Here is a 6,126-nt window from a genome sequence, read left to right as displayed (position 1 = left end):
GATTTCCCCTGAAAAGATAAGACCCCTTGAAGAAAACGAGGTAGATAGGCTCAAGGTGTAAGAGCAGCAATGTTTTAAGCTAAAGAGTACTAATAGGTCGAAGACTTGACCAAGAAAGAAGAAAGATTTGTAGTTAAATGGTATCCGGTAACGAAAGTAAGAGGGAAACACCTGTAACCATACCGAACACAGAAGTTAAGGCTCAATACGCTGATGGTACTTGGCTGGCGACGGCCCGGGAGAGTAGGTATTGCCGGTTTGAATAAAGGTCTATGAATGAATATGTAAATATCGTTTATAGGCTTTTTTATTTTGTTTAAAATTAATTTAGATAAATTATTCAATAATATATAATAATGTTTTAATTGCTTTTATAAATTTGATATAATATATGTTAGAAAGTTATTTTCGAAGAAAAAGGGATGAAGTTATGAGGGATTCAGATAGACCTATAGGGGTTTTTGATAGCGGTATAGGTGGACTTTCTGTTCTAAAGGAAGCTATAAATATATTAACTGATGAAAAATTTATATATTTTGGAGATACTGCAAGAATACCTTATGGAATTAGAACTCCTGAAGAGATTGAAAAGTTTACTGAAGAAAGTTTTGAGTTTCTAAAGAAACAAGGAGTAAAAGCTGGTATTATAGCTTGTAATACTGCTACTTGTTATGGTCTTGAAACAGTATCTAAAAGATTTGATTTTCCGATAATAGGTGTTGTTACACCATCTTGTGAAGCGGTTCATAAAATTACCGAAAATAAAAATGTGGCACTTCTTGCAACGCAGGGAACTGTTAATAGTAAAGTTTATGACGAACATTTCTTCGATATAGATCCATTTGTTGATCTTAGATCTGTTGGTTGTCCTGATCTTGTTGTTGCCATTGAAAATGGACATATAGATGATGAATATGTTGAAAAGATTATAGAAAAATATTTGAATGAAATTAATGAGTTCGATTATGATACCTTAATTTTAGGTTGTACTCATTTTCCTCATGCAAGAAAAGCTATAGAAAGAGTTCTTAATAAAAGTAATAGGAAAGTGAATTTAGTAGATCCAGCAAGAACTACAGCATTAGATTTAAAAGCAATTTTAGAGAAAGAAGGATTATTAAAGGGAAATTGCTTGGAGAGTGAAAATGATTCTAAAATTGTATTTTATACAACAGCTAATATAGAAAAATTTAAGAAAACAGCTATAGAAATTGTTGGGCAAATGATTGAAGAATCTAATTTTGAAGAAATTTCTTTAGAAGAATAAAAATGTTATATGTTAATAAGCTAAGATTAATGGAAAATTATCTGTTAATCTTTTTTATTTGGAATATCTATTATTCCAGAAAATGTTTTTTTTAAAAAGGATTATAGATAAAAATATTATTTGTAAAATGAAGGGATATAAAATAAAAAATATTTTTATGATTTAGTTAACTGGTACTTAATAATTTATTTAATAGGTTCATTAAATGGCTTTTTAAGTGGATTCCGACTATTTTTATATAGATTTTATAGAATTATTTAAGTTGACAAGAGCAGTAATAAATTATATGATAATATTAACAAATTAAGGTGAAATAATTCATGAATTTGTTTTTATTCTATATGAAAACGAAATCATAAATTATAATTCATTCTTAAGCTTGTAAGTTATATTCTAAAGGAGGCAATATTAATGAAGAAGAGAAGAGTTTTAGCATTAATTTTTAGTTTAATTATGCTAATGGGTGTTTTAACAGCATGTGGTAACAAAGGTGGAAATAATAAGGCTGGAGAAAATACAGCAAAAGAAGATTCAGGAGATAACACATTTTTATCTATAGCAACAGGCGGAACTGGTGGTACATATTATCCACTTGGCGGAGCTTTAGCTACAATCATCAACAATGCAAATATTGGATTACAAGCTAATGCTCAAGCTACAGGAGCATCTGTAGAAAACATTAAGCTTATCCATAACGGAGATGCTGAAATAGCTTTCATTCAAAATGATACTTCTTACTATGCAGTAAATGGTATTGAATTATTTGCAGAAGATACTGAAAAATATGATGATTTGAGAGCACTTGCTTGTTTATATCCTGAAGTTGTTCAAATCGTAGCATCAGATAGTTCAGGAATCCAAACAATTGATGATTTAAAGGGAAAGAAAGTTGCTGTAGGAGCTCCGGGATCAGGAGTTGAAGTTAATGCAAGACAAGTTCTTGAAGCACACGGAATTTCTTATGATGATTTAGCTAAAGTTGATTATTTATCATTTGCTGAAGCTACAGATCAAATTAAAAACGGACAAATAGATGCTACATTTATAGTTGCAGCTATTCCATCTTCATCAGTAACTGAACTTGCTACTACTCATGATGTACACTTAGTACCAATTGCAGAAGAAGTTGCAAATAAACTTATTGAAAAATATCCTTACTACACTTACAAAGAAGTTGACGCTACTGAATACAGAAACCAAGGAGATAAAGTTCCTTCTGTAGTAGTTCAAGCTATGTTAGTTGTAAATCAATCAATGTCAGAAGAAAATGCTTATAATATTACAAAAGCAATGTTTGAAAATCTTGATGTACTTGGCGAATCTCATGCAAGAGGAAAAGACGTATCTTTAGAAACTGCTCTTGACGGTATGTCAATAGAAGTTCACCCAGGTGCTCAAAAGTACTATGATGAACAAAAATAATTTTTGAGGATCAAGATTATGAAATTTAAGAATATGGCGGGTAGGAAATCTACCCCCATATTATACTTTTTAGCAATAATTTTATTTATTTCGTTTTTTATAATAAAAGTAGATATTTTATTAATTAGTTCAAAACTCACCGGAGATATTCGTGCTGTTAGAAAGATTGACAAGGATTCTTACATTGGAATATTATATACTCATTCAGTTCAAAAGTCTGAAACATCTGAATGGTATCGAGTAGGTGACGATGAACTTATTTTAATGGAAGAAAGATATAAAGATCAAGGCGCAGGATTACCTGTAGATTATTTATATAAGTTTGAATATTATAATGGCGGTTTTAGATTATATGATATAAATAAGCCTTTTAAGGAGTTTGTTTATAGAACAGGAGCTGCTATTGCAAATCATAGACTTAATATAGATGGCAAAGAAGAAGAATTTATAAAATTTTCAAGTCCCGGAGAAGCTCTTAAGTTTGAAGTTACTAAAGTTTCTCTTGGCAAATATTTAATATGGAGGTTAACTCATGGTTGATAAAAAAATAGATGAAAATCTAAACGATGATGAAGTTGTTAAAGAAGCTTTAAATGTAGAAACAGCCGATGAACAATTAGATGTAGATGATCTTCTTGCAACTTATGATAAAGAAACTTCTGCTATGAGAGTCTTAAGTGGAAATGTTGCTACATTAATTGCAATTATAGCAATTTTGATGAGTGCATTCCATTTATTCACAGCTGCACATGGTACTTTACTTGCAATGAAGCAAAGATCTTTACATATGATTTTTGCATTTACATTAGGTTTTGCACTTTATCCGGGTTCAAGTAAATCTGATAAAAAGAAGATAGGAATATTAGACTGGGCATTAATTATACTTTCTATAGTTGTTTGGAGTTATGTATTTTTTAATGTAGAAAACATAGCACTAAAGGGCGGTAAGATGACTCAAATAGATATGATATTTGGAGTATTAGCAGTTTTAATTACTCTTGAAGTAACAAGAAGAGTTGTTGGGCCGGAACTTCCGATTGTAACGATAATATTTTTATTATATGCTTATTTTGGAAGAAGTATGCCGGGCATGCTTGCGCATAGAGGATTTAGTATACAAAGAATAGTAGGTCATATGTATCTTACAACTGAAGGTATAATGGGGACTCCTCTTGGTGTTTCATCTACATTTGTATTTATGTTTATATTATTCGGTTCATTCCTTGATAAAACCGGTGTTGGTAAGTTCTTCATAGATTTTGCTTATTCTTTAACCGGTTCTACAAGATCAGGTCCTGCTATGACATCTGTACTTTCTTCAGGACTTATGGGATCAATATCAGGTTCATCTGTTGCAAATACAGTTACAACAGGTGCATTTACAATTCCTTTAATGAAAAAAGTAGGATATAAGCCATATTATGCAGGAGCTGTAGAAGCGACATCTTCAACCGGAGGACAAATAATGCCTCCTGTAATGGGTGCGGCTGCATTTATCATGGCAGATTTTACAGGATTTAAATATATTGAAATAGTTAAAGCTGCAATAATACCTGCGATATTATATTATATTGCAGTAGGAACAATGGTTCACCTTGAAGCTTGTAAACTTGGATTAAAGGGACTTCCAAAAGATCAACTTCCAAAACTTTCAAAAATATTTAAAGAGCAAGGATATCTTGTAGTTCCATTAATTGTAATAATTACTATGTTAATTAAACAATTCACTCCTATGTATTCAGCACTTGGCGGTATAATCACAGCTACAGTTGTTGCGGGTGGAGTATCTCTTCTTAAGAAAGACGGTTCTTTCACTTACAAATCAGTACTTGGAGCAATGGAATCAGGTGCAAAAGCAGCACTTGGAGTTGCATGTGCGTGTGCATGTGCAGGTATGATTGTAGGGGTTGTAACTCTTACAGGATTTGGCTTAAGAATTGCAGAATTAATAGTTAAAATAGCAAACGGAAATCTTATAGCTACATTGGTTTTAACAATGGTTTCTTCTATAATTTTAGGAATGGGACTTCCTACAACAGCAAAGTATATAGTACTTGCAACAATGGCAGTTCCAGCTATAACAAAGCTTGGAGTAAATCTGATGTCAGCTCATTTATTTATATTGTATTTTGGAGTAGTTGCAGACGTAACTCCTCCGGTAGCACTTGCAGCATATGCAGGAGCAGGTATTGCGGGAGCTAACTCAATGAAGACCGGTGTTCAGGCGTTTAAACTTGCTATAGGAGCATTTATAATACCATATATATTTGCAATGAATTCACACTTAATAATGATAGATACAGTAGTTGATAAGACTATAAATTGGCTGCCTGTTACAAGTGCATTGCCTACAATTGTTTCATCGTTGATAGGTACAGTTTGTCTTGCGGGATCAATAGAAGGATATTTATTCGGTAAAGCTCAGGCATGGCAAAGAATTCTGTTATTAGTGGCGGCATTAGCACTTCTTGCTCCGGGAACTTTAACTGACTTAGCCGGACTTGGTGTGTTGGCATTTATATTTATAACTCAAAAACTTAGATTTAAAAATAATAAAGCAAATGCATAATTTTAAATGACAAAAAAGTGTGTAATGAATTTATATTCTTACACACTTTTTTTAATGCTTAAATTAATTAAAAATAACCAAGTTTTTTTGATAATTTATCAGCAGATTTTTTTATTTCTTTAACGAGTTTTTCTTGGTGCTGACCTGCTCGATATAGCGGAGCGGCGATTCCTATAGATGCTACAAAATCCCCTTTGTAATTAAATATCGGAGCACCAATCCCCATAGTATTATTTATATATTCTGATATTGAAATAGAAACGCCATTTTCTTTAATATCTTCAAGATCTTTAAGAAGTTTTTCGGAATTTAATTTATCTTCTCCTAAATATGGTTCAAGCTCTCTGGAAATATATTCTCTTATAAATTCCTCTGATTGATATGCGAGAATTACTTTTCTGACAGCACCCTTATGTAAAGCTATTTCCCTTCCAAAATTTTCTACAACTTTAAGAGAATGTAATCCTTCAGCTTTTCCGATTATTACTCCACTATTTCCCGATTTTATTACTAGAAAAGAATCCTCCTCTGTTTGAGCGGATAATTCTTTTAAAATAGGCATGGCCTCATTTTGTAAACTTATATTATTTGTTGCTGCCATTCCAAGAGATATTAGCCCCGGGCCTAATTTATATAAATGAGTTCTATCGTCTTTAGATACAAATTCACATTTTATTAAAGTATTTAAAATTCTGTGAGTTGTACTTGGGGGCATATTTATAGCTTCTGAAATTTCAGCTATTGTATAATCTTTATTTTGAATTTTCATAAATTCTAAAATATTAGCTGCTTTCATTAAACTCTGAATCATAAAATACATCTCCTTTTCATAATATAATATTATACCACAAAGCGGAAATGAATTCAT

The 6,126-nt window shown here is 31.6% G+C and carries 5 protein-coding genes and 1 rRNA gene; 5 read left to right on the top strand and 1 reads right to left on the bottom strand.

Features of this window, described 5'->3' with window-relative positions:
* Nucleotides 1-143 precede the first annotated feature (143 nt).
* The 5 genes from rrf (at nt 144) to HMPREF0629_RS01415 (ending at nt 5,258) form a co-directional block, all read left to right on the top strand.
* A 5S ribosomal RNA gene (gene rrf / locus HMPREF0629_RS01435) occupies nt 144-259 on the top strand.
* 171 nt (nt 260-430) lie between these two features.
* The gene (gene murI / locus HMPREF0629_RS01430; protein ID WP_009221596.1) at nt 431-1,267 is read left to right on the top strand and encodes a glutamate racemase; all 837 of its coding nucleotides are present in this window, start codon (nt 431-433) and stop codon (nt 1,265-1,267) included.
* A gap of 411 nt (nt 1,268-1,678) precedes the next feature.
* Nucleotides 1,679-2,689, top strand: a complete 1,011-nt coding sequence (locus HMPREF0629_RS01425; protein WP_036730414.1) for a TAXI family TRAP transporter solute-binding subunit — start codon at nt 1,679-1,681, stop codon at nt 2,687-2,689.
* A gap of 18 nt (nt 2,690-2,707) precedes the next feature.
* The gene (locus HMPREF0629_RS01420) at nt 2,708-3,229 is read left to right on the top strand and encodes a DUF1850 domain-containing protein (RefSeq protein WP_009221594.1); all 522 of its coding nucleotides are present in this window, start codon (nt 2,708-2,710) and stop codon (nt 3,227-3,229) included.
* Nucleotides 3,222-5,258 carry a TRAP transporter permease gene (locus HMPREF0629_RS01415; protein WP_009221593.1) on the top strand — a complete coding sequence of 679 codons (2,037 nt, stop codon included), beginning with the start codon at nt 3,222-3,224 and terminating at the stop codon, nt 5,256-5,258. The genes HMPREF0629_RS01420 and HMPREF0629_RS01415 overlap by 8 nt, the downstream gene beginning before the upstream one ends.
* 67 nt (nt 5,259-5,325) lie before the next feature.
* Here HMPREF0629_RS01415 and HMPREF0629_RS01410 read toward each other — a convergent pair whose 3' ends face one another.
* Nucleotides 5,326-6,069, bottom strand: coding sequence for an IclR family transcriptional regulator (locus HMPREF0629_RS01410; RefSeq protein WP_036730412.1), 744 nt, complete (start codon nt 6,067-6,069; stop codon nt 5,326-5,328).
* Between the last annotated feature and the right edge of the window lie 57 nt (nt 6,070-6,126).

Source organism: Peptoniphilus sp. oral taxon 386 str. F0131 (assembly GCF_000090945.1).
Taxonomy (GTDB): domain Bacteria; phylum Bacillota; class Clostridia; order Tissierellales; family Peptoniphilaceae; genus Anaerosphaera; species Anaerosphaera mikwangii.
Note: the sequence above shows the minus strand (reverse complement) of the source record. Positions and strands in the feature narration are given on the sequence as shown.

What these genes read in the sequence shown, in the direction of transcription:
- HMPREF0629_RS01425 (WP_036730414.1), top strand. Translation starts at nt 1,679, where the DNA reads ATGAAGAAGAGAAGAGTTTTAGCATTAATTTTTAGTTTAATTATGCTA.
- HMPREF0629_RS01420 (WP_009221594.1), top strand. Translation starts at nt 2,708, where the DNA reads ATGAAATTTAAGAATATGGCGGGTAGGAAATCTACCCCCATATTATAC.
- murI (WP_009221596.1), top strand. Translation starts at nt 431, where the DNA reads ATGAGGGATTCAGATAGACCTATAGGGGTTTTTGATAGCGGTATAGGT.
- HMPREF0629_RS01410 (WP_036730412.1), bottom strand. Translation starts at nt 6,069, where the DNA reads ATGATTCAGAGTTTAATGAAAGCAGCTAATATTTTAGAATTTATGAAA.
- HMPREF0629_RS01415 (WP_009221593.1), top strand. Translation starts at nt 3,222, where the DNA reads ATGGTTGATAAAAAAATAGATGAAAATCTAAACGATGATGAAGTTGTT.